The organism is Flavobacterium solisilvae (genome assembly GCF_012911605.1).
GTDB lineage: Bacteria > Bacteroidota > Bacteroidia > Flavobacteriales > Flavobacteriaceae > Flavobacterium > Flavobacterium solisilvae.
Genome location: NZ_JAAMPT010000209.1, coordinates 193,228 through 218,930 on the forward strand (window position 1 = coordinate 193,228; position 25,703 = coordinate 218,930).

General features: G+C 33.0%; 23 protein-coding genes and 1 pseudogene. 7 read left to right on the top strand and 17 right to left on the bottom strand.

Annotated elements, in window-relative coordinates; genetic code table 11:
• Window positions 1-24: 24 nt before the first annotated feature.
• The 5 genes from G6042_RS13220 to G6042_RS13240 all read right to left on the bottom strand — a co-directional run bounded on the left by G6042_RS13220 (window position 25) and on the right by G6042_RS13240 (window position 6,002).
• Window positions 25-987, bottom strand: a complete 963-nt coding sequence (locus tag G6042_RS13220; RefSeq protein ID WP_169524918.1) for a Fic family protein — start codon at window positions 985-987, stop codon at window positions 25-27.
• A gap of 146 nt (window positions 988-1,133) precedes the next feature.
• Window positions 1,134-2,954 (bottom strand): chloride channel protein, encoded by a 1,821-nt coding sequence (locus tag G6042_RS13225; RefSeq protein ID WP_169524919.1) that lies wholly within the window; start codon window positions 2,952-2,954, stop codon window positions 1,134-1,136.
• A gap of 37 nt (window positions 2,955-2,991) precedes the next feature.
• Entirely contained in the window at window positions 2,992-3,663 is a 672-nt protein-coding gene (locus G6042_RS13230; RefSeq protein ID WP_169524920.1) for a DNA alkylation repair protein, read from the bottom strand.
• Between the two features lie 9 nt (window positions 3,664-3,672).
• Window positions 3,673-5,421: a gamma-glutamyltransferase gene (gene ggt / locus G6042_RS13235; protein ID WP_235933318.1), complete on the bottom strand. Its 1,749-nt coding sequence runs from the start codon at window positions 5,419-5,421 to the stop codon at window positions 3,673-3,675.
• The gene (locus G6042_RS13240; RefSeq protein WP_169524921.1) at window positions 5,418-6,002 is read right to left on the bottom strand and encodes an acyl carrier protein phosphodiesterase; all 585 of its coding nucleotides are present in this window, start codon (window positions 6,000-6,002) and stop codon (window positions 5,418-5,420) included. The genes ggt and G6042_RS13240 overlap by 4 nt, the downstream gene beginning before the upstream one ends.
• A 135-nt stretch (window positions 6,003-6,137) precedes the next feature.
• On the opposite strand from G6042_RS13240, the gene glmM reads away from it, so the two are divergent.
• From glmM to G6042_RS13265, 5 genes are all read left to right on the top strand, one after another.
• Window positions 6,138-7,526: a phosphoglucosamine mutase gene (gene glmM, locus G6042_RS13245; protein ID WP_169524922.1), complete on the top strand. Its 1,389-nt coding sequence runs from the start codon at window positions 6,138-6,140 to the stop codon at window positions 7,524-7,526.
• A 143-nt stretch (window positions 7,527-7,669) separates the two neighbouring features.
• The gene (locus tag G6042_RS13250; RefSeq protein ID WP_169524923.1) at window positions 7,670-8,395 is read left to right on the top strand and encodes a tRNA threonylcarbamoyladenosine dehydratase; all 726 of its coding nucleotides are present in this window, start codon (window positions 7,670-7,672) and stop codon (window positions 8,393-8,395) included.
• Between the two features lie 71 nt (window positions 8,396-8,466).
• Window positions 8,467-9,123: an HAD family hydrolase gene (locus G6042_RS13255; protein ID WP_169524924.1), complete on the top strand. Its 657-nt coding sequence runs from the start codon at window positions 8,467-8,469 to the stop codon at window positions 9,121-9,123.
• A 2-nt stretch (window positions 9,124-9,125) separates the two neighbouring features.
• Window positions 9,126-9,779 (top strand): GDSL-type esterase/lipase family protein, encoded by a 654-nt coding sequence (locus tag G6042_RS13260; RefSeq protein WP_169524925.1) that lies wholly within the window; start codon window positions 9,126-9,128, stop codon window positions 9,777-9,779.
• Window positions 9,780-9,879: 100 nt separating this feature from the next.
• Window positions 9,880-10,299, top strand: a complete 420-nt coding sequence (locus tag G6042_RS13265; protein WP_169524926.1) for an endonuclease domain-containing protein — start codon at window positions 9,880-9,882, stop codon at window positions 10,297-10,299.
• A 59-nt stretch (window positions 10,300-10,358) separates the two neighbouring features.
• Here G6042_RS13265 and G6042_RS13270 read toward each other — a convergent pair whose 3' ends face one another.
• The 3 genes from G6042_RS13270 to G6042_RS13280 form a co-directional block, all read right to left on the bottom strand.
• Complete coding sequence (locus G6042_RS13270; RefSeq protein WP_169524927.1) at window positions 10,359-11,645, bottom strand: cryptochrome/photolyase family protein; 1,287 nt, start codon at window positions 11,643-11,645, stop codon at window positions 10,359-10,361.
• 206 nt (window positions 11,646-11,851) lie between these two features.
• Window positions 11,852-12,550, bottom strand: a complete 699-nt coding sequence (locus G6042_RS13275; RefSeq protein ID WP_169524928.1) for an SDR family NAD(P)-dependent oxidoreductase — start codon at window positions 12,548-12,550, stop codon at window positions 11,852-11,854.
• A gap of 3 nt (window positions 12,551-12,553) precedes the next feature.
• On the bottom strand, window positions 12,554-13,021 hold the full coding sequence (locus G6042_RS13280) for an SRPBCC family protein (RefSeq protein WP_169524929.1): 468 nt from the start codon (window positions 13,019-13,021) through the stop codon (window positions 12,554-12,556).
• Between the two features lie 136 nt (window positions 13,022-13,157).
• Here G6042_RS13280 and G6042_RS13285 point away from each other — a divergent pair, with 136 nt between their 5' ends.
• Window positions 13,158-14,012 (top strand): DUF2911 domain-containing protein, encoded by an 855-nt coding sequence (locus G6042_RS13285; protein WP_169524930.1) that lies wholly within the window; start codon window positions 13,158-13,160, stop codon window positions 14,010-14,012.
• Window positions 14,013-14,066: 54 nt separating this feature from the next.
• Here G6042_RS13285 and G6042_RS13290 read toward each other — a convergent pair whose 3' ends face one another.
• The 8 genes from G6042_RS13290 to G6042_RS13325 all read right to left on the bottom strand — a co-directional run bounded on the left by G6042_RS13290 (window position 14,067) and on the right by G6042_RS13325 (window position 22,577).
• On the bottom strand, window positions 14,067-15,791 hold the full coding sequence (locus tag G6042_RS13290) for a sodium:solute symporter (RefSeq protein ID WP_169524931.1): 1,725 nt from the start codon (window positions 15,789-15,791) through the stop codon (window positions 14,067-14,069).
• A gap of 111 nt (window positions 15,792-15,902) precedes the next feature.
• The gene (locus G6042_RS13295) at window positions 15,903-18,404 is read right to left on the bottom strand and encodes a PIG-L family deacetylase (protein WP_169524932.1); all 2,502 of its coding nucleotides are present in this window, start codon (window positions 18,402-18,404) and stop codon (window positions 15,903-15,905) included.
• A 90-nt stretch (window positions 18,405-18,494) separates the two neighbouring features.
• On the bottom strand, window positions 18,495-18,872 hold the full coding sequence (locus tag G6042_RS13300) for a hypothetical protein (RefSeq protein WP_169524933.1): 378 nt from the start codon (window positions 18,870-18,872) through the stop codon (window positions 18,495-18,497).
• A 333-nt stretch (window positions 18,873-19,205) separates the two neighbouring features.
• Entirely contained in the window at window positions 19,206-19,736 is a 531-nt protein-coding gene (locus tag G6042_RS13305) for a mechanosensitive ion channel family protein (RefSeq protein WP_169524934.1), read from the bottom strand.
• Window positions 19,737-19,742: 6 nt separating this feature from the next.
• A complete protein-coding gene (locus G6042_RS13310; protein WP_169524935.1) occupies window positions 19,743-20,327 on the bottom strand; it encodes a Maf-like protein in 585 nt (194 codons plus the stop codon).
• Window positions 20,320-21,246 (bottom strand): geranylgeranylglycerol-phosphate geranylgeranyltransferase, encoded by a 927-nt coding sequence (locus G6042_RS13315; protein WP_169524936.1) that lies wholly within the window; start codon window positions 21,244-21,246, stop codon window positions 20,320-20,322. Before G6042_RS13315 ends, G6042_RS13310 begins: the two co-directional genes overlap by 8 nt.
• Window positions 21,247-21,304: 58 nt before the next feature.
• A complete protein-coding gene (locus G6042_RS13320; protein ID WP_169524937.1) occupies window positions 21,305-21,832 on the bottom strand; it encodes a KdsC family phosphatase in 528 nt (175 codons plus the stop codon).
• Window positions 21,816-22,577 (bottom strand): Rossmann-like and DUF2520 domain-containing protein, encoded by a 762-nt coding sequence (locus G6042_RS13325; protein ID WP_169524938.1) that lies wholly within the window; start codon window positions 22,575-22,577, stop codon window positions 21,816-21,818. The genes G6042_RS13320 and G6042_RS13325 overlap by 17 nt, the downstream gene beginning before the upstream one ends.
• A gap of 185 nt (window positions 22,578-22,762) precedes the next feature.
• Between G6042_RS13325 and G6042_RS13330 the strand changes: the two are divergent.
• Window positions 22,763-23,939, top strand: a pseudogene (locus tag G6042_RS13330) (IS3 family transposase).
• A gap of 77 nt (window positions 23,940-24,016) precedes the next feature.
• Here G6042_RS13330 and nhaA read toward each other — a convergent pair.
• Window positions 24,017-25,339 (bottom strand): Na+/H+ antiporter NhaA, encoded by a 1,323-nt coding sequence (nhaA, locus tag G6042_RS13335; RefSeq protein ID WP_169524939.1) that lies wholly within the window; start codon window positions 25,337-25,339, stop codon window positions 24,017-24,019.
• Window positions 25,340-25,703 lie beyond the last annotated feature (364 nt).

Here is a 25,703-nt window from a genome sequence, read left to right on the forward strand (position 1 = left end):
ACAGAGTTCAAAACTCTGTTGGAGTTAATAAATATTTCTTTTCCTTTGACGATTATCGATATAATCCTGAATGGCTTTCTTTGTAGTGTACCAATTTCTACCTTCTTTATGAGCATCAATTTTACCTTGACGTGCTAAAAGCGAAATGTATTCTTGACCATAAAATGATCCAGGTTCGTTAACGATACTTGATATTTCTTGAAAATCATAATCATTATCAGGAAGCGAACTCAAATAAATATTTAAAGTTCTTTCCAATGCCTGACACATTAAAAGCATTAGTTTTTGGTAATTACCATTATTAGCAAGATTTAACGCTTCATAATATTTTTTTCTATCGGTATTTAAAATAATTGCTGGCGGAAAACCTTTTCGCATCAATAATAAATTCATGACTAATCGAACCGTTCTTCCATTTCCATCAAAAAAAGGATGTATCCAAACGAGTTTATGATGAAAGATTGTAGCCAATTCTATATCGTTTAAATCTAATGGATTGGTATTGACATAATCAATCAATTCATCTAATAAATCTGAAACTTTATTGGCATTGGGAGGAATAAAATTAGCTCCGGTAATTCTAACACCACCGTTTCTAATTCTTCCAGCAAAATCTTCTTCGATTAAATTTAAAATTAAACCATGAATGGATAAAATATCAATGCATCTTAATTCATAATCGTCTTTAACAATTGAAAAAAGGTAATTAATAGCTTTTTCGTGATTTTTTGCTTCAAAATGTTCTCGAAGCGATTTTCCTTTTACGGTAATTCCTTCTTGAAGAACCATTTGGGTTTCACGAAGTGTTAATGTATTTCCTTCAATACTATTGGAATTATAAGTCCATTCTATAGAAAGTTGTTCTTTTATTTTGGATAAAGCAATAGAAGGTAATGGTCTGCTTTGTTTTAAAACAGCCATTTTATCATACAATCTTTCGAATGTTGATTGAAATTCTTCTCTATATGTTGTATCTATTTTCCACATTTCACCACAAAGATACTTCTTAATATCGGATATTGAAAATTTTTAACTAATCCGATATTAATTTTTTTTTCAAAAAGAGATAATTAAGGATTTATTCCTTTTAGTTTGATATTAAAATTACTATTGAATTTGTTATTGCAATTGACTTACTCAATAACCATTTCCTTGAAATTGGTTCTGTAGTTTTCCAGAATATCAAGTTTAGAAAGACAACCAAAATATTTTCCATCCTTTAGTAATGGTAAGACTTCTTGATTTGTTTTGTCAAAAGAATTCATGATTTTTTCCATTCCGTCGTCAAATTGAAGTACGATTTCGGGTTGCGTGATGACTTCCTCAATGGTGGTAAATTTTACCCTGTAAGGATTGAAAATAAATGACTTAACTTGTTGAAATTCGATAATACCAAGAAGATTTTTTTTGTCATCGATGATTGGAATTACTTTTTGGGAAGTAGAAGCAAACAATTCAACTACTTTTTCAAGTGAATTATCTTTTGAAAGTGTTTGATAATCGGTTTTAATAAGTTTTAAAACATCAATTTTCAGTAGAATGTTTTTATCTTTATCGCTTGTGAAAACATCGCCTTTATCTGCCAGAGGTTTTACATCCATTGAATGTTTTTCAAAACGTTTTGAAACCGCAAAACTAATGGAAGAAACAATCATCAACGGAACCATCAAATTATAACCACCAGTAATTTCACCAATCAAAAAGATAGCAGTTAATGGCGCATGAAATAAACCACTTAGAATTCCTGCCATACCAACAATAGTGAAATTAGCAACGGGTAAATGGTTGTTAATTCCGGTTAAATCAAAAAATTTGGCCACAAAAAAGCCCAAATAACTTCCAACAAAAAGCGATGGTGCAAAATTACCACCATTTCCTCCCGAACCTAAAGTTAATCCGGTTGCAAATGATTTTAGCAGCATTGTTACACCAACAAAAATCAGTAAAATCCATTCGTTACTTTTATGATTGTCTAGTAAAGTATTTTCTAATAATGCACCAGGATTTTTGGTAGAAAGTGTTTTGATACTTTCATATCCTTCGCCAAAAAGTGTTGGAAAAAAGAAAATCATTAGAGCTAAAATACTAGCTCCAAAAAGTGCTTTGTTGTAAATTTTACTTTTCTTTTTTTGGAAATAATGTTCAACTCTTCGGAAATTTCGAGCATGAAAGACCGAAACCAATCCAGCAAGAACACCGAGTAAAATGTAATATGGAATATTATGATAATCAAAAACTTGCTGTTGTTTGAACGATAGTAAAACATCTTCATTCAATACAACGGTTGAAACTAAAGCTCCTGTTGCTGCCGAAATCATAATTGGAATAAAAGCAGAAATCGTTATATCGGCTAAAACAACTTCAATTGCAAAAAGAACACCAGCAATTGGCGCATTAAAAGCTGCACCAATTCCAGCAGCAACGCCACAAGCCAAAAGTAAAATTCTATCTTTTTGACTAAGTCGATAACGCTGAGAAAAATTAGAACCAAAAGCTGCACCAGTAATTACTATAGGACTTTCTAATCCAGCAGAACCACCAAGTCCAACAGTTAATGAACTGGTTACAATTTGGGCATACATTTGTTTTTTTGGAACAATTCCACCTTTTTTGGCAACCGCATATAAAATTTTAGAACTTCCTTTTTCGATGCTTCCATCGAGTAAATGTTTGACCACAAAAACCGTTAAAAGAATTCCAATAATAGGCAACAAACTGTTGATATAAGGAAGTTTGAGATACGTATTTACATAATTAGCAAATACAAAAACGGAGTGCGCAAAATTCTTCAATAAAATTACGGCGAGGGAACACGAAATAGCAACAACAACAGCCGAAAAATAAAGAAATTGTCTTTCGGATATTTTCTCTTTCAAAGAAAAGATAATATTCTCTATTCTTCGAAAAATATTTCGGAAAACGATTTTATATAGTGGTGCTTTTTTTGTTGGCATTTATTAGAGAATATTCCACAAAAATAGCTATAAATGATTATTTTAAAATATTTCTCAGCGCTTCTTTTTTACTCAAAGGTTTTAAATTGGTGTTTTCTACATAGCTTTTTACCGCATTTGGATTAAATCGACCATAATCTCGAAGTGACCAACCAATGGCTTTTTGAATAAAAAATTCATTCGAATGTTTGTGTTTTTCGCATTCGGATTTCAATAATTCAAAATTGGTTTTTTGTTTATAACTCAATTGAAAAAGAATGGCACTTCGATTGAGCCACATATTTTCTGAATTTGAAAACCGTTCGATTATGTTTAATGTTTTTTCAGGAAATTGCAAAAGATAACCACCCAAAAGATATTTTGCCAAAACATCAACACTATCCCACCAAGAATTGGTAATAATCCATTGTTCAATCAGTTTGTCGTCTTCTTTTAAATACTTTTTTTTAATTTCTTTAATTAAAATTTCCATTCCGCAATACTGGAATTCTCGCTCTTTTTTGTTGAAAAGTTCCCAACTGATTTCACGAAAGTTGGATTGTATTTCCGATTGGTGTTTTTTCCATAAATCTTGAAAAATAGCTCTTCTTGTTTCGGTTTTAATACCTAAAAAAGAAAAATGATGCTTCATGTAAGCTTCCATTTTTGCTGCGTTTTCAGTGTTTTGTTGATGAACTAATTCGGTTTCTAATTCTTGTATGAAATTCATTTTTTAAATTTAATATCCAATAGCTTTATCATCTCCGCGAAAATCGGCTCCGCCTTCAAAATTGCCATTTGGTAGAACCAAAATCGCATTTACTTTACCAATAACAGGTGCAAATTTCTCGTTAATAATATGACCTTTCTGTCTGAGTTTTTCTTTACTTTCTACATTGAATTTATTAGGTTCAAGCATAATTTCATCGGGTAGCCATTGATGATGAAAACGTGGCTGATTTACCGCTTTTTGCATTCCCATTTCAAATTCATGAACATTTAAAATAGTTTGTAAAACCGAAGTGATTATGGTCGAACCGCCAGGCGAACCCAAAAGCATAAATAACTTTCCGCTTTTCTCTACAATTGTTGGCGTCATCGAGCTTAGCATTCGTTTTTCGGGAGCAATGCTGTTGGCTTCAGCACCAATTAATCCGTAATAATTAGGTACACCAGGTTTTACCGAAAAATCATCCATTTCATTATTGAGAAAAAATCCCAGTTCGTCACAATATAGTTTAGAACCATACGCACCGTTCAAAGTTGTCGTCACCGAAACCGCATTTCCAGCTGCATCAACAATAGAATAATGAGTGGTTTCATCACTTTCTACCACTTGAATATCACCATGACTAACTTCTTTGGATGACGTTGCATTTACAAAGGAAAAATTCTTCATCTTATTTTTTAAATAATTTTCGTCGAGTAATTCTTTTTCGGGAATAGTAATAAAATCCGGATCACCAAGAAAGTAATTTCTATCGGCATAAGCTCTACGTTCAGCTTCGCTCAAAAGATTAATGTAATCTGCCGAATTGTGTTGCAGTTTTTTAAGGTCGAAGGGTTCAATCATTTTCATAATTTGAGCCAATGTAATTCCGCCGCTACTTGGTGGTGCCATCGAAATGATGTTTAGTTCTTTGTATTGAAAAGTTATCGGTTTTCGCCAAATGGTTTTGTATTTTTTTAAATCTTTTAGCGAAATTATTCCGCCTTTACTTTTTAGAAATTTGACTAATTTTTTAGCGGTTTTTCCTTTGTAGAATTCGGTTTCTCCGTTTTTAAGAATTTGTTCCAATGTATTAGCTAATGCCAAATATTTTATGGTATCGCCAACTTTAAAGTTTTCTGCATAAAGTGTTTGATTTCCGCTTAGTTCAACAATTTTAGAGCGATATTCATTGAGTTTTGCGTGTTCTTTTTCGGTTACAACAATGCCTTTTTTTGCCAAAAGGATAGCAGGTTCAAACAAATCTTTTAATGGTAATGAACCAAATTTTCTATGGATTTCAAATATAGCTGCAACACTTCCTGGAATGCCAACGGATAAAGCGCTATCGGTACTCAAATTAGGAATTACATTGCCATTTTTGTCCAAGTACATGTTTTTGGATGCTTTTAGCGGTGCTTTTTCTCTGAAATCAAGCGAACCAATTTCACCGTTATTTTTTCGGTAAACTAAAAATCCGCCACCCGAAATATTTCCCGCATAAGGATAAGCAACTGCCAAAGCCAAATGGGTTGCAATCATAGCATCAAATGCATTTCCTCCTTTTTTTAGAATATCAACGCCAATTTTGGAAGCTTCTTCACGAGCTGAAACTACCATTCCGTTGGAAGAAGTTACACCTTGTTGAGCTTGAGAAGAAAAGGATATTAAAGTTAAAAAGACTAGAATTAACTTTTTTAAGTCCTGTTTGTCATTCCGTAGGAATCTATAACAAATTAGATTCCTACGGAATGACAACATTCTAAATATTTTTTTCATAATTCAAGTAACTTGTTTTTGCAATGTTGTTGCAATTCCTCAAAAAATAAAGTAAATTCGGTTTCAAATTCCAAGTAGAATTCTTGTAATTCAACGATAGCTTCATGCATCGCGACACGATTTTTAGTTCGATGATCCATTTGGAATAAAATCATTTCCAAGCCTGAGATGGAAGCATAGCTTACCAACCAATTTCGAGCAATCATATACGGCATCATTCCTTGAATTTTATCCGTAAGTAAATCATAATTGTCTTGTAAAAGCTGATAAAATTCATCGGCATACTCTTCTAGCTTTTTATTGGAATAATTTGCCCAGTTTTTTGCCAAAAAATGGTCGTAAAAAATATCCATAATCACACCAGAATAATGTCCGTATTTTTCATGCAATCGATGTTTACTTTTTCTGTAAACGGGATGCATATCCGTAAAACTGTCAATCGAACGATGAAGCAGAATTCCTTTTTTGATTTCGTCAGGATAATTTTCATAGCTATTTCCACGAATACTATCTGCCATAAAATTGCCGATTTTTAACAAATCATTGTCGCCAGAAAGATAAATATGTGCTAGGAAATTCATACTGAAAATAATTGCAATAGGTTTTTCATCGATGATATGATAGTAAATATAGAAAAAAATATCTTATTTCTATTTTTCGTACTGTCAACTATTATATTTGTAAAAAATAACAAAACAAACCTAAAAAAGATACAAATGACATTAATCAAATCAATATCAGGAATTCGCGGAACAATTGGTGGAAATGTTGGTGACAATTTAACCCCAGTTGATGCAGTAAAATTTGCTTCGGCTTATGGTACTTTTTTGAAAAACAATATCAATAAAGATAAACTAAAAGTAGTTATTGGTCGTGATGCTCGTATTTCAGGTCCGATGATTCATAATTTAGTAGTCAATACTTTAATTGGTTTAGGAATTGATGTTATTGATTTAGGTTTATCTACAACACCAACAGTTGAAGTTGCCGTTCCGATGGAACAAGCTGATGGCGGAATTATTTTAACAGCTTCTCACAATCCAAAACAATGGAATGCTTTGAAACTTTTAAATGCAAAAGGTGAATTTCTTAGCGGTGCTGAAGGTGCAAAAATATTAGAAATTGCCGAAGCCGAAGCGTTTGATTTTTCGGATGTAGATAGTTTAGGTGAAATTATGGCAAACGATGCTTACATGGATATTCATATTGATGAGGTTTTAGAATTGCCTTTAGTTGATGCCGAAGCTGTTGCCAAAAGAAAATTCAAAGTAGTAGTTGATGGTGTGAATTCTTCAGGTGGAATTATTATTCCGAAGCTTTTGGAACAAATGGGTGTGGAATGTGTAAAATTATATTGTGAACCTAACGGACATTTTCCTCACAATCCTGAACCTTTGAAAGAACATTTAGGAGATATTTGTAAATTGGTTGTAGAAGAAAAAGCCGATTTCGGAATTGTAGTTGATCCAGATGTTGACCGTTTGGCGTTTATTTCTAATGATGGCGAAATGTTTGGCGAAGAATATACGTTGGTTGCCGTTGCGGATTATGTTTTGAGTAAAACACCAGGAAATACAGTTTCTAATATGAGTTCGTCGCGTGCGTTGCGTGATATTACTGAAAAACACAACGGAAGTTATCAAGCCAGTGCAGTAGGTGAAGTAAATGTGGTAGAATTGATGAAAGCTACAAACGCCATAATTGGTGGCGAAGGAAACGGCGGAATTATTTATCCAGAGTTACACTATGGAAGAGATAGCTTGGTTGGTGTCGCTTTGTTTTTAACGCATTTAGCAAATTTAGATGTTACAGTTGCAGAACTTAGAGCAAGTTATCCGCAATATTATATGAGTAAAAACAAAATTGAGTTGACACCACAAATTGATGTTGACGGAATTTTGGCAACCTTAACCGAAACCTACAAATCTGAAAATATATCTACAATTGATGGCGTAAAAATTGATTTCCCAACGGAATGGGTTCATTTGCGTAAATCCAATACCGAACCAATTATCCGAATTTATACAGAAGCACCAACCCAAGATTCTGCTGATGCATTGGCAGTTCGTTTTGTAAATGAATTGAAAGCAATTGCTGGAATTTAAATCAGTTTTCTATAAAATTTTAAAAACTTTCTTTTTTTGAGAAAGGTTTTTTTATACAAATTTCAGATAAAATCCAAAAGGTTAAAAGTAACAGCATTATTTATAAATTCCCTATTTTTGCCACTTTAAAATTTTGAATATCGATGGCAAAGTGGCAAGAAAGAGCAGAATTATTATTTAAAGCAGAAGGGTTAAACAATCTAAAAAATGCAAATGTTTTAGTAGTTGGTTTAGGTGGCGTGGGTTCGTTTGCAGCCGAGTTTTTGGCTCGTGCTGGCGTGGGAAACATGACTATTGTAGATGGCGATGTGGTAGATATTACCAATATTAACCGACAATTACCAGCATTGCATTCAACAGTTGGTTTGCCTAAAGTTCATATTGTTGGCGACAGATTGATGGATATTAATCCTGAGCTAAATTTAACTCGTTTAGAAGAGTTTTTGTCGCCAGAAAGAGCATTGGAAATTGTAACTACCGATTTTGATTACGTTTTAGATTGCATCGATAGTGTAACGCCAAAATTGAATTTATTAATTGCGTCAAAACGTAAAAAGGTAAAAGTAATTTCAAGTATGGGCGCAGGCGGAAAATATGAAGCAAGTAAAGTAAAAGTTCGCGATATTAGTAGAACCGAATATTGTCCGTTAGCAAAAAACATGCGCAAACGATTAAAAGAACAAAAAATTTCCAAAGGAATTAAAGCCGTTTTTTCTACCGAAGTACCCGATCAATCTAGTATTAAACTGACTGATGGGAAAAATTTCAAAAAATCATTCTACGGAACAAACAGCTGGATGCCATGCCTTTTTGGACTTCATGCTGCCGAAACAGTGGTGAAATATTTATTGAAAAAGAGTAAAAAGTAAAGAGGAAAGAATAAAGAATAACTGATCACAATTCACAATTTACAATTTACAACTCACAACTCATTAAACAAATGATACAAACCGTAATATTCGACATGGATGGCGTGATAGTGGATACAGAACCCGTTCATCATTATGCTTACGTGCAACATTTTAAACAACTAAACATTGAAGTTTCTCCAGAAATGTATGCTTCGTTTACGGGAAATTCTACCAAAAATATCTACGAGCGCTTAAAAGAAACCTATAATTTGGCACAAGACGTTCAAACCTTAGTCGAAACCAAACGCAACTTATTTAATGACGCTTTTGACAGCAAAGAAGATTTGTATTTACTGGATGGAGTAGAAGATTTGATTAAAGATTTATATACTAACGGAATGCAATTGGTCTTGGCTTCATCGTCGGCTAATGTTACTATTGAGCGTATTTTTGATCGATTTAATTTGCATCACTATTTCACTCATAAAGTTTCTGGTGAAGATTTTCCAAAGTCGAAACCACATCCTGCCATTTTCTTAAAAGCAGCCGAATTGGCTCAAACGCCAGTAGAAAATTGCATCGTGATTGAAGACAGCACCAACGGAATTCAAGCGGCAAAATCGGCTGATATTTATTGTGTTGGTTATGATAGTTTTCATTCTAAACTACAAGACTATTCAAAAGCGGATAGAGTGATTACTCATTTTAACGAATTGGATTTCAATACTATAAAAAATATAAAATAATAATGAAAAAGCTAATTTTATTTCTTTCGATACTTTTTATTTCTGTCAATACAATTGCGCAAGAAAATCAATTTACCAACGAAATAAAAGCTTTCAGAAAACAAGACAGTATTCAAAAACCGAATGATGGAATGTTGCTTTTTATAGGTAGTTCTTCTTTCAGATTGTGGAAAGATGTAAAGTCAGATTTTAATAATCAAAATATTTTAAACCGTGCTTTTGGTGGCGCTACCTTATTGGATTTGATTTATTTTCAAAACGATGTAGTTTTGAAATACAAGCCAAAAAAGATTTTCATTTATTGTGGAGAAAACGACATTGCAAGCTCAGAAAAAGTAACTCCAAAAATGGTTTTCAAGCGATATAAAACGTTCTATAAAACTTTGAGAAAGCAATTTCCAGAAACTCCAATTATTTTTGTTTCTTTAAAACCAGCTATTTCCCGTTGGCACATGAAAGACCGAATGATGGCAACAAATAAATTGATTAGCCAGTTTATGAAAAATAAAAAGAACGCAACTTTCGTAAACATTTGGGATGATATGATTGAAAACGGCGAACCTAGAAAAGACATTTATATTCATGATAACCTTCACATGAATGCCAAAGGATATGCTATTTGGGTTGAAAAAATGAATGCTTTAGTTAACGATTGATTTTTACGTTTACAATTCTCCTCCTTTGGAGGAGTGCCTGAAAGGCGAGGTGGTTTTAAAAGTTTCAATCTAATGAAATACTAATTTTAAAAGAAAAGAAATGGAAGAAATAATTACATACATCAATAAAATCCCTATTAAAAGAAATTTTGTTGAAAATCTTCCTTATAACATTAAACTTAAATCGAGAGCAAGAGCTTTACGTAAAGCAGGAAATTATTCCGAAGTTGTTTTTTGGATGCAAGTTAAAAAAGATGGATTTCACAAGATAGACTTCGATAGGCAAAAAGTTATAGGAAATTTTATTGTTGATTTTTACGTAAAAACACTAGGATTGATAGTAGAAATTGATGGAGAAAGCCATAATGATAAAGAGGAATATGATAAAAAAAGAGAGGATTACTTAGAATCATTAGGATTAAAAATATTCAAAACAACAAATCTAAGAGTGTTACATGATTTAGATAATGTTATGAAAGAGTTGGAATTATTTATTATTGAAAATTTTTCGTATAAATGAGAAATACAAAAACCACCTCGTCCTTCGGACACTCCTCCAAAGGAGGAGAATAAAAACAATTAGCCAACCGCTTCTTTATAAACTTTCAAACATTTTTCTCGCGCTTCTTTATGCTCAACAATAGGTTTTGGATAGTGAATGGTTTCCAGTTCAGGTATCCATTTTTTGATGTATTTTAAGTCTTTATCAAATTTTTTGATTTGCTCCGTTGGATTGAAAATTCTAAAATAAGGCGCAGCATCAACACCACTTCCAGCTGCCCATTGCCAGTTGCCAACGTTGCTAGCTTGTTCGTAATCTAATAATTTTGTAGCAAAATAAGTTTCTCCCCAACGCCAATCAATTAAAAGATGTTTGCACAAAAAACTCGCTACAATCATTCGCACACGATTGTGCATGTGACCAGTTTTGTTCAATTCACGCATTCCAGCATCTACAAAAGGATAACCGGTTTTTCCTTCACACCATTTTTTAAACAAAACTTCATTGTTTTCCCATTTTACTTCGTCGTATTTTGGTCTAAAACTCGATTTGTTAGTATGCGGAAAATGCCAAAGAATTTGCATAAAAAACTCCCTCCAAATTAATTCCTTTAAAAACGTTTCGTTTCTACTTTCAAGTGCTTTGGCAACCATTTTTCTAATAGAAACCGCACCAAAACGCAGATAAATTCCAAGATACGACGTTTTGTTCAAAGCTGGAAAATTTCGTGTGGCTTCATAGTTGTCTATCAAAGTTGTCGATACATCAAATGGAGTAACTTTTATAGATGAGGTTTCAAATCCTATAGCAGCTAAACTCAAAAATGGATAGGAGTGAAGCGTTATTTTACTTAAATAATCTTCTGAATTATAATGAACTAGTTGGATTTTTTTAAAGTTTTCTTTCCATTTGTTAGAATACGGAGTATAAACTACATACGGCGTTCCATCGTCTTTAACTACTTCACTTTTTTCGAAAATGACTTGGTCTTTACTAGTTTTAAATTCGATGTTATTTTCTTTAAATAAATGGTATAAATCCAAATCGCGTTTGCGAGCATAAGGTTCATAATCATGATTGGTATAAACCGCTTTGATTTTATTTTCTGAAATTAATTTTTGATAAACATCCAATGGTTTTCCATGAAAAACAGCTAATGATTTTCCAATCTCTTGAAGTTGTTTCTGGATTTTTTCCAACTGCTGATGAATAAAGGTAACTCGCGCATCATCTTTTGGAAGTTGCGACAAAATAGTTTCATCAAATATAAAAATCGGAAGCACTTCTTCATCTGCATTTAAGGCATGAAAAAGCCCAACATTATCGTCTAATCGTAAATCGCGTCGAAACCAGAATATGTTCATATTTTTAAAAATTCAATATCAAAAGCAACATCAAAAATCAATTTCAAAAATCAATTTCAAAAATCAACTTCAAAAAGCAACTTCAAAAAGCAACTTCAAAATTATAATTATATTCAAAAAAAAATTAAATTTTTATATTCCAATTGATTTTTGAAGTTGAACTTGATTTTTGAGGTTGAACTTGATTTTTGAAGTTGAACTTGAATTTATTGATTGGTTAGTAAAGTGGACATTCCGCCATCAACATGGAAGATTTGCCCCGATATCCAACTGCTTTTTTCAGACAATAAAAAACTTGCCATTTGCGCCATATCGTCAGAAGTTCCAACTCTTTTCATCGGATGGCGTTGAGCTGATTTTTCTTTTTTCTCATCGTTGCTCAAAAACTTCTCTGCCAATGGTGTATCGGTTAATGATGGTGCAATAACATTTACTCTAATTTTTGGAGCATATTCTGCGGCTAATGCTTTTGCAAATCCTTCAATCGCTCCTTTGGCAGCAGCAACCGAGGTGTGAAAAGGCATTCCCATGCTGGCAGCAACCGAACTAAAAAGCACAATACTAGATTGATTGGAAGCCGTCAAATTGGGTAAAACCGATTGGATAACCTTTACCAAACTTATAAAATTGATTTGTAAATCGTGCTCAAATGCTTCGGGCTTCAAACCACGAAACGGACGTAAATTAATACTTCCAGGACAATACACCAATCCGTCGATAACTTCGGGTAATTTGGATGTTTCCAAAATATCGGTTGTTGCATCAAAAGGAATGTGAGTTACATTCATTTCGGCAATTTCTTCATTAGTTCTTGAAGCGATGAATACTTTATTTTCATATTGTAATTCTATGGCAATAGCAAGTCCAATGCCATACGAACCACCAATTAGTAATATATTTTTCATTTTTTAACCTTTAAATTCACCAAATAGTTCAATTAATTTTTTTCTTCGGTATTCAAATATTTCATTCAATTTAGGTTTTACTAAAAATGGATGAACCAGTTGACCAATAATTCCCATCGGAACTTTATAATCTACTATATCTTCCATTTCAACGCCACCATCAATTTCTTTAAAAAAATGTTTGTGATGCCACAGCGAATAAGGACCAAAGCGTTGTTCATCAACAAAATACTTTCTATCAATTACGTGTGTAATCTCAGTAACCCATTTCATTGGAATACCTAAAACTGGCGTAACAATATATTGAATGATTTGTCCTGGAAACATTTTTCTATCATCGCCTGATAGTGTTTTAAATCCCATATAATTAGGTGTAATGGTTTTTAAATTCGCTGGATCAGAAAAGAATTCCCAGGCTTTGTCCATTGTAATAGGTAACTTTTGTTGGGTTTGTAATCTATATATTTTCATCTCATTATTTTTGGTAAAGATACAAAGTGTTTAATGAATTTTATATTTTGTTAAACAAAAAATACAGCTATTTAAGTTTTAATTAACATTTGAAGTCTTTAACTATTTGTAAATTTGACCAACTAAATAAAACATTATGAAAAAAATTATTTTTGTTTTGGCAGTTTTGATTGCCAATTTCACTATTGAAGCTCAGGTAAAAACACCTCAATCAAGTCCTAAGACTACAGTTAATCAAGTAGTTGGATTGACAGATGTAACATTAGATTATTCTCGTCCAAGTGCAAAAGGAAGAGTTGTTTTTGGTGATTTAGTTCCTTTTGGAAAACTTTGGAGAACGGGTGCAAACCAAAACTCAATGGTAACTTTCAGTGATGATGTAGTTATCAAAGGAAATACTTTGAAAAAAGGTAAATATGCTATTTTCACTACGCCAAAAGCTGATATGTGGGAAGTTATTTTCTACACGGATACAGAAAATTGGGGAACACCAGAAAACTGGGATGTAAACAAAGTAGCGTTAAGCACTATGGTTGATCCAACGGCTTTAGGAAATCATGTTGAAACTTTCACTATTGGTGTAAATAACTTGACTAACGATAGCGCAACTTTGGATATTTCTTGGGAAAAAACAATGGTTTCTATCAAGTTTGAAGTACCAACTAAAAAAGCGGCTATGGCTAGTATCGAAAAAGTGTTAGCTGGTCCAACAGGAAATGACTATTTTTCTGCAGCACAGTATTTCTATCAAGCAGATGGTGATTTGAATAAAGCTTTAGAATATGTAAACAAAGCAGTAAGTTCTGTAAAAGCAGGACAAGATGTTCCATTTTGGCATTTGAGATTAAAATCATTAATCCAAGCTAAATTAGGTGATAAAGCTGGAGCAATTACTACGGCTAAAGCTTCATTGGCTGCTGCTGAAAAAGCTGGAAATGCAGACTACGTTAAAATGAACAACGACAGTATTAAAGAATGGAGTAAAAAATAATAACTCTTTCTTTAAATGAAAAAAGCCACGAAATTTAATTCTCGTGGCTTTTTTTTATGCTACAATTTCTTTGGGTTTACTTTTAATAAAGGTTTGAAATACAATCGATAGTAGTACGGTTAACGATGCGCCAATGAAATTTAGCCACAAATAACCAAGCTTTTCTTGTCCATTTGGATGAATGTGAATGGCATAGTAATAGATAAAGAAAATAGTAGTTTGACTGATTACGGCACCTAAAAAGATAGCATTTGCTTTGACATATTTCACATAAAAACCTACCAAGAAAACACCCAAAACAGTTCCGTAAAAAATAGAACCTACAATGTTTACCAACTGAATTAAGTTTTCAAATAACGTTCCAACGCAAGCAAAAAGTATGGCAATAATTCCCCAAAGCAATGTGAAATATTTAGTGGCATCAACATAGTGTTTGTCTGATTTTTGACCTTTTACATTTCGTTTATAAATGTCAATTGCTGTGGTTGAAGCCAATGCTGTTAAACCTGAAGCCGATGAAGACATTGCTGCCGAAAGAATAACTGCCAATAAAAGTCCAATTAATCCCGAAGGTAAATAGTTTAAGATGAAATAGATAAAAACGTAATCTTTATCATTGGTTTCAGCTTTAGCATCTACTTTTTGAATGATAACTTTGGCTTGGTCGTGTAAATCTTTTTCTTTTTCAGAAAGCGAACTCAGTTTTCTCCTCAAGATTGGATTATCATAATTTTGGTTCAAATGGTCGATATACAACAAATTGAATTCCTTTTTTTCTTCGCTAAGTTGATTGAGTTGTTTTTCAAGTGAATTGTATTCATTGGCATAAATCGATTTTTCAATCGCACCACGATTTACCGGATTAAAATGCAACGGAACCGGATTGAATTGAAAGAAAACAAAAACCATTACACCAGTCAATAGGATGAAAAACTGCATAGGTACTTTTAAGAAACCATTCATGATTAATCCCATTTGGCTTTCTTTATCTGATTTTCCAGATAGATAACGTCCAACCTGAGATTGATCCGTTCCAAAATAGGAAAGCATCAAGAAAAAACCTCCGGTAATTCCGCTCCAAAAAGTATATCGATTTTCGGGATCAAAGGAAAAATCAAGTACATTCATTTTGTCATTGGCGCCAGCAATATGCATCGCATTAGAAAATGTCATGTCGTTTGGCAAATAATGTAATATCAAGAAAAATGTGATAAACATTCCGCTCATGATGACAAACATTTGTTGTTTTTGAGTAACGTTTACCGCTTTTGTTCCGCCAGTAAATGTGTAAATAATTACCAAAATCCCAATGATGATGTTCAACATCGTTAAGTTCCAACCCAATACCGCCGAAAGAATAATGGATGGTGCATAAATGGTTAAACCAGTTCCTAAACCACGCTGAATTAAGAATAAAACGGCTGTAAACGAACGTGTTTTTAAGTCAAATCGTTGTTCGAGATATTCATAAGCGGTGTAAACTTTCAGTTTATGATAAATAGGAATAAACGTCATAGAAATTACGACCATCGCAATAGGCAAACCAAAATAGAATTGCACAAAACCCATTCCGTCATGATACGCTTGTCCTGGCGTTGATAAAAAAGTAATTGCGCTGGCTTGAGTTGCCATTACAGATAAACCAACTGTCCACCAAGGCGTTTCTTTGTTGCCCAAAATATATTCTTCTACGTTGGCACTTCCTTTGGTTTTATAAACGCCATAGAAAACGATAAAAAGTAGCGTTACCGATAAAATTATCCAGTCAAGTTGTTGCATATCAATAGAATAATTGCATTAGTAGAAAAAAGATAATGATATAAATAGCATTGGCCAATAAAACCCAAGTATAGCTATTTTTCCAAGAAGATTTTTTGTTTGTTTCCATAATTATTTACCAATTGCAATCATATTTGCCATTAATCGGAATGCTCCAGAAACGCCTTCGGGCAACTCTCTAAAAAAGCTCAATCCGGTGTAAATGTAATTTCCTTTGCCATATTTTGCAATAAGCAATGCGCCGTCTTTTGGCTTTTCGCCAGTATCATTTGCCGATAGAATAGGAGTAAACGCGTTATCCCATTCGCTTGGATAATACAATCCTTGTTCTTGTTTCCAACCTTTAAAATCGTCAACCGTAATTTTGTTTGGATAATTTAAAACGGGATGATTTGGTGCTAAAAAGCGAACCTCAGCATCTTCTTCGGTAACTCGGTCACGAGAAATTTTTAATGGAAATGGTGCCATTTCTTTAGAAACTAAATCGTCCAAAGTGTTGTATTGTACAATCATTGTTTTTCCATTTTTGACAAAATCTAAAAGTGTTTTTTGTTTGTAAGCCAAAGCGTTTACTACGTTATAAGCACGAATTCCAGTAATAACAACATCAAACGGACTTAACTTTTCGGCAGAAATAGCTTCAGGTTTGATGATTTCTACTTCATAACCCATTTGTTGCAAGCTTTTTGGAATTTCATCGCCTGCACCCATAATGTATGCGATTTTTTCATTTTTCGTTTTAATTTTTAGTCGGATGGCTTTAGCAACAGCAGGTTTTAAAACCATTTGTTTGTAAATGTGCGGATAGTTGATGTCGATTTTTTGTTTGTCAAAAACTTGATTATCAATAGTTACAATGCTTTTGATTTCAATTTCACTGATTTCTTTGGAAGGCGAAACATTGAAAATTGCCAAAACTTCTTCGCCTTTTCTATCTAACGAAAAAGGAATTTCAGTTGGAGAAACCGACCAGTTTTCAGGAAGTTGAAGTTTTACATTTCCTGCGATTTTGTCTTTTCCTGCTTTTACTTTTACGGTTACGGTTTTACTTCGGTCGTTGTTGAAAATATATACTTTTTCAGCAATAGTTGAAGTAGCAAGCGGAACAATATCAAGCGGTTGATAGACTTCGCCTTTTACATCGTCGTTGTATTTGTAAACTACTTTTCTATCAAACGGAATTTCTACACCCAGAATTTCAATCCAAAATCCAACAGTAACTTGGCGAATTACATCGGGTAAACCTATTTTTTCTTGTTCATCTACTCGATACATTCCTTCGGTTCCAACTTGATTAAGCCAATAGGCATTGGTGTAATCAATGGTGTTGTTTAAGTTTAACGAAGTAGTTTCGGTAAAAGGAACGTTATTTTTTAAGTCAATGATTTTTTTCTCCTTAGTTTCATACGTTGGAATAGCGCCAATTCCGTTAAGTTTCATCGGAATTGAACTTCTATTAATAACTTCTAGTTTAATTTTTAACGGACTATTTGGTGTAATTTCTTGAACATCGGCAACAGCTTCAAAGTATAAACCAGCACAAGCCGCAATGATTTTCTTGATTTCTTCTGTTTTGACTTCTTTCCAATGTTTATCCGATAGATTTTGGATTAAAGTATACGCTTTAACCAATTCAGGAATGCTAGCTGAAGGATTTTTAAAATCGAAGTTTTTTTCCACGGCATTTAAAATATCGCCTATAGCTTTTCCGCCTTGAACTCGGTTCCAAGAAGTATCAATTCCTTCAAAAAGATTAGTATTGTCGTTGAGTTTTTCGCCTTTTAGAAATTCTAAATATTCGTCTTCTTCACCACGAGTTCCAGTATTTCCGAAACCTTGTGACTGATGACAACTTCTGCTTAAAGCGGCAATTTCTTGATTGGATTTACCCAAACTTTGATAATAGGTTCCAATGTTTAACTTGGTTTGTGTGGATTTGTCGGCTTTTTCAAACTTTTCTTTGCTGCCATAAAACCACCACGAAGTGTTGAAAAATACTCGTTTAGGTTGCCAAGTTGAAACATATTTTAGTTGTTCAGGATAAATGGTTTTATCGTTAACTAAATCAAAAGCTTCCAAACTCAACATAGCCGAAGCGGTGTGATGACCATGAGTGGTTCCTGGTGAACGATGATCAAAACGGTTAATGATTACATCGGGTTGAAATTTTCTAATTGCCCAAACAACATCACTCAAAACCTGATTTTTATCCCAAATTTCTAATGTTTCCGTAGGATTTTTTGAAAAACCAAAGTCATTGGCACGAGAAAAAAACTGTTCGCCACCATCAATTTTTCGAGCTTCGATAAGTTCTTGTGTTCTAATAACGCCAAGCAATTCGCGTAGTTCAGTTCCAATTAAATTTTGTCCACCATCACCACGAGTTAGCGATAGATAACCGGTTCGAGCTTTTTTGTCATTTGACAAATAAGAAATTAATCGAGTATTTTCGTCGTCAGGATGTGCCGCAACATATAAAACTGAACCCAGAAAGTTCAGTTTTTGTATTTGGTGGTAAATTTCTACCGATGTTGGTTTAGTTGGTCGTTGCGCAAAACCAATTTGAAAAGATAGTAATAACAGTAAAATTGATGATTTGTAAAGCTGTTGCATGTTTTTTATACTAATGGTGCAATGGCTTCAAATATACTGATTAAATAAATTTTGGAGTTTTATTTAGTTAGTTTTTAACAATTTCTTTGGTTAATCTATCGCAGCAGTTTGATAGGTAAAATGACCTTTTTTGCTGTAAGGAAATTGCTTTTTGTGTTGTTTTAACAGTAGATACGGTTTGTCTTCGTCATAATCGGTAATTTCAACTCTTACTTTGCTGTAAAGAGAATAACCGCCATATAAATGAGGAAGTTCTTCGGCTTCTACCCAATTTCCTTTGTCTCTAAAGATATATACTTTGTTCAATTTGTCATAGTAAGCTTGCATATTTGGAAAATACAAATAGCGTAATTGACAATTGGTATCTGCATCAAACTTCAAAGTTGAGTTTTCCAAGTAAGTAACTTGAGCTGTAATAGTGTTGCAAACTATAAATGCAATCACTAAGAGTATTTTTCTTGCATTCATGATTAAAGATTTTTAGGATACTAAAAAAAGTCAGTATCGAATTATTATGCGACAAATATAAAACATTTTTCCGTTTAAATACATAAAAAATCGTTAAAATGCATTTTTATGTATAAAATTGTAGGTTTATAGCTATTTTATAATGATTGTATTTGTATGATTTTATTAGCGTTGAATGGCAGAAATTACATTCGAGTAGATGGATTTTAGTAAAAAAGAGAATTTAAATTTACGAAATAATTGTAAATAAAATGAGATTTTTTCAAATAATTAACACTTTTATTTGCTGTCTCTTTTGTTCAAAAGAAATGTTTTTATTTTAAAAGAATGATATTAATCTGTGAAGTCATTATCGTCATATTCTTGGTTGATAATCGATATTCCTTTTTGAAGTAAAAGATTATTTGGATAGGTAATTCGTTCGCCATCAGTGGTTTTTAGATTGACATGAAACGCACTTATATCTTCAATTTCAGCCTGAATAGGGAAATCCTTGTCGTGAATTTTAATGATATCACCAATTTTAAACGGGAAGAAGAAAAACAAAATAATCCCCGAAGTTACATTACTTAAAATTGACCATTGGGCAAACATAGCAACACCAATAACTGTTGCTACTGAAGAAAAAGTAAGTAAAATATCGTCTTTGTTAACTCCCCAAATAATGATTAAAGCAATTACCGCAAGAATGTTTAATAAAATGTGAATGTATTTGATAACCAAATTGGTTCTTTGCTCAAAAGTGTGATTGGTTTTGGCGTATTTTCTAACCAATTTTGCAAAGAAAAAACGAAGTATTACCAATAAAAGTAAGGTAATACCAGTAGCAATCAATTCTTTGGAATAACTAGTTATAAAATTCATGCTTTATTATTTTAAGTTAGATAAATAACGATAGACTAAATCGGTTGGAAGACCAACGACATTAGTATATGAACCTTCAATTTTAGCAATGGCCATTAAGCCAATCCATTCCTGAATGCCATAAGCACCAGCTTTGTCAAACGGTTGGTACTTGTCGATGTAAAAAAGGATTTCAGCATCGCTTATTGGGTTAAAAGTAACGCGAGTAACACAGTTTAGAATGTCAATTTTATTTATAGTTTTAAAACAAACGGATGTAATTACTTCGTGTGTTTTTCCCGCCATTGATTGAAGCATCAAGAATGCGTCTTGCTTGTCTTTTGGTTTGCCCAAAGCTTTGTTGTCAAGCCAAACAATAGTATCGCTCGTAACAATGATTTCGTTAGGTTGGATATCATTATCAAAAGCTGCTGATTTTAATTTGGCTAAATAGTTAGTAATTTCAACGCCTTGCAAAGTATCAGGATAGATTTCTTCGACTTCTTTTATTCGGATTTCAAAATCTAAGTCCAGTTCTTTAAAAAACTGTTGTCTCCGTGGCGAACCCGAAGCTAAAACTATTTTATAGTCTTTTAATTTTTCTCTAAGCATTGAATTTGATGTTAAGATTAACAATTAAAATAAACAAAATACCGAAGAAAATAACCGCTTTCATCACGTTGCTCAACAAGTGAAACTCTTTTTGTGTGGTAGCGGTCCAAACCTTTACTACAGCAAAAATCATCGGGCTAACCAAGAACACTAATGCATAAATAGTGGCAATATATAAACCTGAATTCATCAAATGATTGTTGATGTACCAAAGTAGTATTACTGTGGCAATGGCAGTGATTACCGCTACTACTTTTGCGGTTCTCGAAACACCAAGAACGATAGGCAATGTTCTCATACCTTGATTGTAATCGCCGTTTATATCTTCTAAATCTTTGATAATTTCTCTGATAAAGTTAAGTAAGAATGCAAAAACCGCATAGTCAAAAAGCAGTTCTAACCAAAGCATCATTTGAAAGCGATTGACTTGATCTGTAGCTGGTATGATATCGAATAAACCAACAATAATTACGCTCAAAGCCAAAGCCAATGAAACTAAAATATTACCGATAACGGCTATTTGTTTAAAACTCGTAGCATAGATATAAAGCAATAACGAAGTGATGATGAATATGCCAAAAAAGTTATCTCTATAAATTAAATTCGACAAGTAAAACCCAATCAAAGCTCCGGAAATGGTAAATCCAAAATAAAGGTTGTATGCCATGCTTTCGCTAATACTTTTTCCAACAATTACTTGATTAGGTCTATTGATACTATCGGTTTCTTGATCCATAATATCGTTTATGATATAACCTCCAGCCGCAATAAAAACGGTAGCTAAAACCAACAAAGCAAATTGCCAATCCGCCAAAGCCAATTCAACCTTTTGCAATTTTAAAAAACCATAACGAATGATGCATTGCATCAAAGCAATCATCAGTAAATTTTGAAAACGTATTAATTTCAAGTACTTCATCCTAACATTCTATTTCTAAACTCTATTAAACTTCCAACTCCAAACTCCCAACTTCAGACTAATCATGTTTCCCATTATAATACAAATGCCATTTTCCTTGTACTTTCATCACTTGTTCAATGACTTCACGAACGGCACCTTTTCCACCATTTTTATGCGAAATATATTTGGAAATCGCTTTAATTTCAGGACTTGCATCTTGTGGACACGTTGGTAAACCTACTAATTGCATCACATGGTAATCGGGAATGTCATCGCCCATGTATAAAACGTGTTCTGGATTGATGTTGTACAATGCGGCATATTCATTGAACGTAGCTACTTTATCTGGCGAAGCCAAATGAATATCATTAATACCTAAATTTTTCAATCGGATGCGAACGCCATCGTTGTTTCCGCCCGAAATGATACAAACGTTGTAACCACTTTCGATAGCTGCTTTCATCGCAAAACCGTCACGAATGTTCATAATACGAAGCATTTCTCCTTTTTCAGTAACATGAACAGAACTATCAGTTAATACGCCATCTACATCAAAGATGAAAGTCGTAATATCGTTCATGAGTTCTTTATAGCTTTTTTTCATGGTCAATAATTGATTTTGTGAGCAATTTATAGATTTCTTTTTGGTTGTGGTCTTTTAAAAAAGTTAAATGACTATTGATAGTAGTAGTATCATTGCGTTTTGCTGGACCAGTTTGCGCAGCCGTTGGCGATAGCAGTTGTACTTTGTTGGCAGTTTCTGCAATTAATGGTTTTAAAAGGTCAAAATCCAGCTGGTTTTCTTCACATATTTCATTTCCAATAGCATACAGGTGGTTTACAAAATTAGAAACAAAAACAGCTGCTACGTGCAAAGCTTTTCGTTGTGCTGAGGAAACGTTATACACTACATCGGAACAACTTTTTGCCAAAGTTTCAAGCGTTTTAAAGTCAGCTTCATTTTCGGCTTCGATGCAAATAGGTATTTCCTTGAAATTAACAGCTTTGGTTTTAGAAAATGTTTGTAATGGATAAAAAACACCTTTTCGGTTTTTGTCATTCAAATCAGTCATAGCAACACTTCCTGAAGTATGTACAACCAATTGATTGCCGAAAGGAATTTGGCTCGACACGTCTTGAATGGCATTGTCGCTAACCGAAATAATATAAACATCTGCTTTTTTAATTTCTGAAAAAGTAGAAGTTAGCAACGATGAATCGAGTAGGTGAGATAACTTGGTTACATCGCGTGCCACTACTTGAACCAACTCAATTTGATTACTTTCTTTAAAAGCTACAATCAAATGTTGCGCTACATTTCCAGCACCTATTACTACTACTTTAGTCATAATGGCAAAAGTACTAAAATTAGCAAGATCTTAAAAATTTGAAATTAGAATTTAGAATTTAGAAAATTGAGGAAAGAGTATGGTTTTTTAAATTGATGGAGTACCACAACCATACCGTTGCTGTACTGGAGTTCCTACCTTTGAGTGGACGAATTGATTAAGACCTTATGCTGTAACTTTACAAAATGGAAAGACAGATAAGAATTTACAGTTTAGAATTTAAGCTAAAGGCAGTAGAATTGAGCAATCAAAGAGGTAGCTTGGTAAGTGTTGCAAACGAATTAAATGTTAGTTCGGATAATATAAAACGTTGGAATAAAGAGTTTAATCAAGGAAAATTGACAGGCAAGACTACACCTGTGAGAAGCAAAGAGGAAGAAGAAGTGATACGATTGCGAAAAGAATTGGCTGATGTAAAAATGGATCGTGACATATTAAAAAAGGCAGTTGGCATCTTCTCCAAGAGCGACAAGTAAAATATAAATTTATCCAATGCTATAAATCTGAATTTTCAGTCGAGAAGATGTGTTTTGTTTTTAAAGTAAGTAAAAGTGGTTATTATAAATGGCTGGTGAGAACACCATCAAAAAGAGAATTATACAATCTATTCTTGTTTGAAGAAATTAAAAGAATTTATTACCAAAGCAAAAGAAGATATGGCAGTCCACGGATAGCAAAAGAATTGGAAATGCTAGGATATAAAGTATCCAAACAATTAGTTAGAAAGCTAATGAAAAAATCTAATTTGCAAAGTATTGTAAAACGAAAATTTAAAATAACTACCAATTCTTCCCACAAATATGCTGTTGTAGAAAATAAATTGAACAGAGAATTTACTGTTATTAAAGAAAATACAGCTTGGGTTTTAGACATCACTTATATCAGCACTGGTCAAGGCTGGTTGTGTTTAACATCAGTAATTGACTTGTTTGACAGAAAAGTGATTGGTTGGTCATTAAGCAACACAATGAGAGCAAAAGATACTAGCTTGCAGCTTTTAAAATGGCTTTAATTAATAGACCAATTAAAAATAATCAATCGTTGATTTTTCATTCAGATAGAGGAATACAATATGCTTGCGAAGAATTTGTATCCGAATTAAATAGGCATAAATCTATAATCAGAAGCATGTCTAGAAAAGGAAATTGTTGGGACAATGCCGTAGCCGAAAGTTTTTTTAAAACATTAAAAGTAGAACTGATTTATCAAAATCGCTATCAAACCAGACAAGAAGCAGAATTATCAATCTTTGAATACATAGAAACATTTTATAACACAAAAAGAAGACACAAACAATTAAATAATTTAACTATTTTAGAGCATCAAAAACTAATTAACAACTATTTAAAAATGGTGGCTTAAGGTCTATGAAAAATTGTCCACTTTTTTTATAGGAATTCCACAATCAAATATAATAAATATTTTCAATTGATTTTAATTTACTTACTTGATTTACTCAGAATAAAATATCCTAAAACACCACCGATTATTGAGGCTGTAAAAATTCCAATTTTGGCTTGTACCATATATTCTTCATGAGTAAATGCCAATGATGTGATGAATAGCGACATCGTGAAACCGATAGCTGCCAATAGTCCTAAACCAAACAAATTTCTAACATTCATTCCGGTTGGAAACGGAGCAATTTTTAGCTTGACAAAAGCCATTGTAAACCCTACAACACCAATAACTTTACCTAATAACAAACCAAGCGCAACACCAATTGCAACATTGGTACTAAATAGCTGATCTACATCAATATCTAGCGAAACTCCAGCATTTGCAATAGCAAAAATAGGAATAATAAAAAAGGTAACTAATGGATGCATAGCATGTTCCAAGCGTTGTAGTGGTGGAATTGCGCTATTAGTATCTTTTTTAATTTCGTCTAAAAGATGCAATTGATCATGGGTTAAAGTTGGGATTTTATTATTGGGATCAATCGAACTAAATTCTGATAAGTATTTTTGAATTTTAGTATAATAATCACTTTCTTTTATTTTTACATCAGCAGGAATGGTAAATGCCGCTAAAACCGCTGCAATTGTAGCATGAACTCCCGAAAGTAAAAACGCAATCCAAACACCAATAATACCTACAAAGGCATAAAATAAAATATTTCTAATTCCCATTTTGTTTCCAGCATACATAATTAAAATGAAGCCTAAACCAATGGCTAAACTCGTCATTGAAATATCAGAAGTGTAGAAAAATGCGATGACTAGAACTGCTCCTAAATCGTCAACAATCGCTAAAGCGGTTAAAAATACTTTTAAACTCACCGGAATTTTACTTCCTAAAAGGTATAAAACGCCCAGAGCAAAAGCAATATCGGTAGCCATTGGAATTCCCCAACCGCTGTGAACTTCGCCTACTGGATTAAATGCTAGATAAATTAGTGCTGGAACAATCATTCCGCCAAGTGCAGCACCAATAGGCAACAATGCTTTTCGTGGATTAGAAAGTTCGCCACCAACAATTTCTCGTTTTAATTCTAAACCAACCACAAAAAAGAAAATCGACATCAATCCGTCGTTTATCCAATGGTGAAAGGTGTAATCTAGAAATGGTTTTCCATCAAATAGAAATCCTAGTTTGTGTTCTAAAAAATGATGATAATCATGTGATAAAGGCGAATTTGCTAATATCAAAGCAATTATAACACTGATGCCAAGTACAATTCCGCCTGCTTTTTCCTGTTGCATAAATTTTCGAATAGGATAAGTAACACGGTCAATTGTAGAATAATTTTGTTCGGTCATTGTTTTTTATTTTTTTAGAATAGTACAAAATTACGTTTTTAAAAAAGGATTAACAAACGATGATAAAAGCAAAAGCAACGAATACTAGTGTAAAAAGTTTTCGTTGCTTGTTATTTTTTGAAAAAGAAACTAAAAATTAATTCCAATTGTCAATTTTGAAGTCATCAGGCGATGGTTTTCCTTTTCCGGTTTCAACAAATTCTTTTAAGCTAATTAAAAAAGTTGCCCATTTCATACTGCAATGTGACATAAATTCAACTTCTTCGCGCCAAACGCTGTGTTGAAATAAAACGATAGTATAATTTTCTTCTTGAGCTAAATTGAACGTTACTTTGGTATCAATCCATTCATTTGGACCAGAAAC

What these genes read in the sequence shown, in the direction of transcription:
- G6042_RS13275 (WP_169524928.1), bottom strand. Translation starts at nt 12,550, where the DNA reads ATGAAAAATATATTACTAATTGGTGGTTCGTATGGCATTGGACTTGCT.
- G6042_RS13320 (WP_169524937.1), bottom strand. Translation starts at nt 21,832, where the DNA reads ATGAAAAAAAGCTATAAAGAACTCATGAACGATATTACGACTTTCATC.
- G6042_RS13240 (WP_169524921.1), bottom strand. Translation starts at nt 6,002, where the DNA reads ATGAATTTCCTAGCACATATTTATCTTTCTGGCGACAATGATTTGTTA.
- nhaA (WP_169524939.1), bottom strand. Translation starts at nt 25,339, where the DNA reads ATGACCGAACAAAATTATTCTACAATTGACCGTGTTACTTATCCTATT.
- G6042_RS13230 (WP_169524920.1), bottom strand. Translation starts at nt 3,663, where the DNA reads ATGAATTTCATACAAGAATTAGAAACCGAATTAGTTCATCAACAAAAC.
- glmM (WP_169524922.1), top strand. Translation starts at nt 6,138, where the DNA reads ATGACATTAATCAAATCAATATCAGGAATTCGCGGAACAATTGGTGGA.
- ggt (WP_235933318.1), bottom strand. Translation starts at nt 5,421, where the DNA reads ATGAAAAAAATATTTAGAATGTTGTCATTCCGTAGGAATCTAATTTGT.
- G6042_RS13225 (WP_169524919.1), bottom strand. Translation starts at nt 2,954, where the DNA reads ATGCCAACAAAAAAAGCACCACTATATAAAATCGTTTTCCGAAATATT.
- G6042_RS13265 (WP_169524926.1), top strand. Translation starts at nt 9,880, where the DNA reads ATGGAAGAAATAATTACATACATCAATAAAATCCCTATTAAAAGAAAT.
- G6042_RS13315 (WP_169524936.1), bottom strand. Translation starts at nt 21,246, where the DNA reads ATGAAGTACTTGAAATTAATACGTTTTCAAAATTTACTGATGATTGCT.
- G6042_RS13295 (WP_169524932.1), bottom strand. Translation starts at nt 18,404, where the DNA reads ATGCAACAGCTTTACAAATCATCAATTTTACTGTTATTACTATCTTTT.
- G6042_RS13220 (WP_169524918.1), bottom strand. Translation starts at nt 987, where the DNA reads ATGTGGAAAATAGATACAACATATAGAGAAGAATTTCAATCAACATTC.
- G6042_RS13270 (WP_169524927.1), bottom strand. Translation starts at nt 11,645, where the DNA reads ATGAACATATTCTGGTTTCGACGCGATTTACGATTAGACGATAATGTT.
- G6042_RS13285 (WP_169524930.1), top strand. Translation starts at nt 13,158, where the DNA reads ATGAAAAAAATTATTTTTGTTTTGGCAGTTTTGATTGCCAATTTCACT.
- G6042_RS13250 (WP_169524923.1), top strand. Translation starts at nt 7,670, where the DNA reads ATGGCAAAGTGGCAAGAAAGAGCAGAATTATTATTTAAAGCAGAAGGG.
- G6042_RS13260 (WP_169524925.1), top strand. Translation starts at nt 9,126, where the DNA reads ATGAAAAAGCTAATTTTATTTCTTTCGATACTTTTTATTTCTGTCAAT.
- G6042_RS13300 (WP_169524933.1), bottom strand. Translation starts at nt 18,872, where the DNA reads ATGAATGCAAGAAAAATACTCTTAGTGATTGCATTTATAGTTTGCAAC.
- G6042_RS13255 (WP_169524924.1), top strand. Translation starts at nt 8,467, where the DNA reads ATGATACAAACCGTAATATTCGACATGGATGGCGTGATAGTGGATACA.
- G6042_RS13310 (WP_169524935.1), bottom strand. Translation starts at nt 20,327, where the DNA reads ATGCTTAGAGAAAAATTAAAAGACTATAAAATAGTTTTAGCTTCGGGT.
- G6042_RS13325 (WP_169524938.1), bottom strand. Translation starts at nt 22,577, where the DNA reads ATGACTAAAGTAGTAGTAATAGGTGCTGGAAATGTAGCGCAACATTTG.
- G6042_RS13305 (WP_169524934.1), bottom strand. Translation starts at nt 19,736, where the DNA reads ATGAATTTTATAACTAGTTATTCCAAAGAATTGATTGCTACTGGTATT.
- G6042_RS13280 (WP_169524929.1), bottom strand. Translation starts at nt 13,021, where the DNA reads ATGAAAATATATAGATTACAAACCCAACAAAAGTTACCTATTACAATG.
- G6042_RS13290 (WP_169524931.1), bottom strand. Translation starts at nt 15,791, where the DNA reads ATGCAACAACTTGACTGGATAATTTTATCGGTAACGCTACTTTTTATC.